This window comes from Mesorhizobium sp. PL10, from assembly GCF_053714315.1.
Genome location: NZ_JBSKBR010000101.1, coordinates 1 through 2,708 on the forward strand (window position 1 = coordinate 1; position 2,708 = coordinate 2,708).

Genomic DNA, 2,708 nt, shown 5'->3' on the forward strand with positions numbered 1-2,708 from the left:
CTCAATGACATCGCCTTCGGCATATCCATCGGAACACGCCGACGATGTGGGTAATAGAAAGCCGGCGAAGACCTCACCGGATGGCTACGGTAAGTCGTGGACTGCAATGGTCGTCCGCATCTTCCCCATACCGCAGAGCTGCCGGGGGTTGCCCATTGGCGGGAGGAACTCTACGAGAACTGGCCCAAGCGAGACGCTACCTCAATATGATCATCTGCGAGCACAAGAAGACGGCGTCCGCGATCGGTTCAATGACCAGGCGGCCTCGTCTTGGCCCGTCGCATCGACTGCGGCGGGTGTTGCGCAGGTACGTGCCAATGGCACGGAGGCACCCACTCCTGATTGGCACTGCACCTCATCAGTATCATCGCGCTATGCGCAATGATACTGCCGTACGGCGTCCGTTCCTCCTTGATCGAGCAGTTCCTCGTTCCGATCCGGAAACTGGATGGATTCGTTACCATAGACAATCTTGCCGACGCACAGGGACAGCCGGTTCAGGCCGCAAGACGTGCTTGCAGGTTGTTCAAATAGCCTTCTGCATAGGTTTGCGCCATGGAAATCGGCAGATTGACCCCAGCCGTGGCGGCCTCTTCCATCGCTTTCTTGACGAGCCCGTTGCGAATTGCCAGCTTGACCTCGGGCCCCGCGACAAGGCTAAGCGCTTGCGCTCCGATACTGATGCCAGCTTCTTGCAGCGCCTGTTTCATATTGCCTCCGGTAATGGCTGTGCGGAGAAGATTTGCCGCCTGCGCCTCGCACGAAAGCGCCATTGAAACGGCATCGGCCACTTGGCCCAGGCCTGGAACGAAGCTCAATAAACCCACTGCCGTCGCGGCCCAATCAAGCACTGGCGAGACCACCTTGAGTACGTCGCCGACGGCGTGGATGAAGGCCCCACCGTTTTTCTTCGGTGACTTGGTGTCAGGCTGGTCCGTCCGGCCCATCATCATGTCCGAGGCGGCGTCCTGTTCCGCAGCGGTTTTGGGGACGTGGGTCTTTGACTGCTGAACGGTGCGGTTCGCAGACGACATGCTGTCGTAGAAGTGAGCAAAGTCTTTTTTGCTGACGTCACCGGAATCGACTGTGTGTCCGCCGCCGAAGTCGAAGAACTTATTGTGGGTCTTATAGCCCGTAATCGAATTGTTTAGCAGGCTGAATAATAGAGGATCTGAGAGCAGTTGAGAGGCTGCATTCTGTACGATGGGATTGAGGCTCTTGTCTTTTGCCATACTCGCGAGCTTGTCACGAGTCAGATCACCGCTTCCAAAGAAGGTGTCCTGATTGCTCTTGATCGTTTCAATTGTATCCAGCTCGGTGCGCGTGAGGCCCATCGAGGAAGAAGCGACTTGAAGAAAGTCCTCTTTGTGGACCTTGTCGATCGCACCACCGTACAACTGCTTCCATTCATTCGGGCGACTGACGAAGTACTGTGCCGCCGCTATAACCTGAGGCGGACATTTGCCGGTTTTCGCTTCGCCTTCAACGATCTGCTTGAAATCAGCCACACTCAGGTTCTTGGGAAGGTTTTCGGAATACCGGTAAAGCTCGCGTAATGCATCGCTCCGGGTCATGACCGACGGCTGCGGATTTCCAGTGCTGTCGGATGGAATGTAGTTCTGCCCGTAGCTTTGGGCCTCCTTGTCCTGAAATGCGGCAACTTGTGAGTGATGGCCGGAGAATCCGGACAAATCCTTCGCCGTGATCTTGCCGCCGCAGCGACCATCGCCCTGCGAGCCGATCGCATAAAACAGCTCTGGATCCTGCTGCAATCTCTCGATCGCCGCTTTCAAATCCGGTGGCGTAGAGGGATCGTCGGCTTTGCCCGCCAACGATTCCCAACTAAGCGGGCATTGTTCCTTGTGGCGGTTCAGCACTGCTACGATCTGCAACTCGGCTGGGGTCAGCGAGCCGCCGTTCCACGTGATTCTCTCGCTTTTTATGGGCACCGGGGCAACCGAAGGGTTGGCGATCGCAGATGGCTGCGGGTCCTGATCCATCGATTCAATTGCTGCCCTCATATTTGGCGGCAGCAGGTCCAATGGGTGCCGGGCCAATTCCTCCAACGACGACCCGACATCCGACAGCGATTCCGAAGACTGCCGGGACAATGCTTCCATCGTCGATGCGAGATTCTGCGGCAGCGGGTCCCGGAGCCCTAAGGGACCGGTCCTATCTTCGAGCAGGTAAATGGGCAGCATCGCATCAAAGGGGGATACGTTTTGCTGAGTCTTGTCGAACGCGGATATCGGCCCCGACCAAGCCTGTGCGGACTGCGAGAAAACGTTGCTGGCGTTATTGATTGGCATTGTGTCTCCTCAGACGTGAAGTTGCATCCGCCACAGGGGCGACTCCAAATGTATTCATGGACGTTGACAATTATGAACGTCGGCAGGCCAATTCTGCCCCACCCATGGCTGCACCGTAACTTGCTGCGCTCGTTATTGGCTTCAAGGTCCGGCCGGCGATTGTTGGATCCTGAATCTCGTCATGACCGGTTCTGCTTTCGAGAACCTGACGAACAAAAAAAGAATTCATTCAGGAGGACAGATCGATTTACCGCAGTTTTTGGACAGCAAGGCGGACAAACGGGCGCGGTTGGCCGAATCTGACACTATGACAAGGTTTTTGCCCCTTGCCTGGGTGGATGGCTGATTGATTTCGGCGTTGCGTCGGCGGTTTTCGCCGCACTCGCCGTTATGCGGACG

At 56.5% G+C, this 2,708-nt stretch carries 1 protein-coding gene; it reads right to left on the bottom strand.

Going from position 1 to position 2,708, the window contains the following annotated elements; genetic code table 11:
* Positions 1–497: 497 nt before the first annotated feature.
* Positions 498–2,309, bottom strand: a complete 1,812-nt coding sequence (locus ACWGTO_RS33040; protein WP_454578891.1) for an HrpF/NolX family T3SS translocon protein — start codon at positions 2,307–2,309, stop codon at positions 498–500.
* Positions 2,310–2,708: the final 399 nt, after the last annotated feature.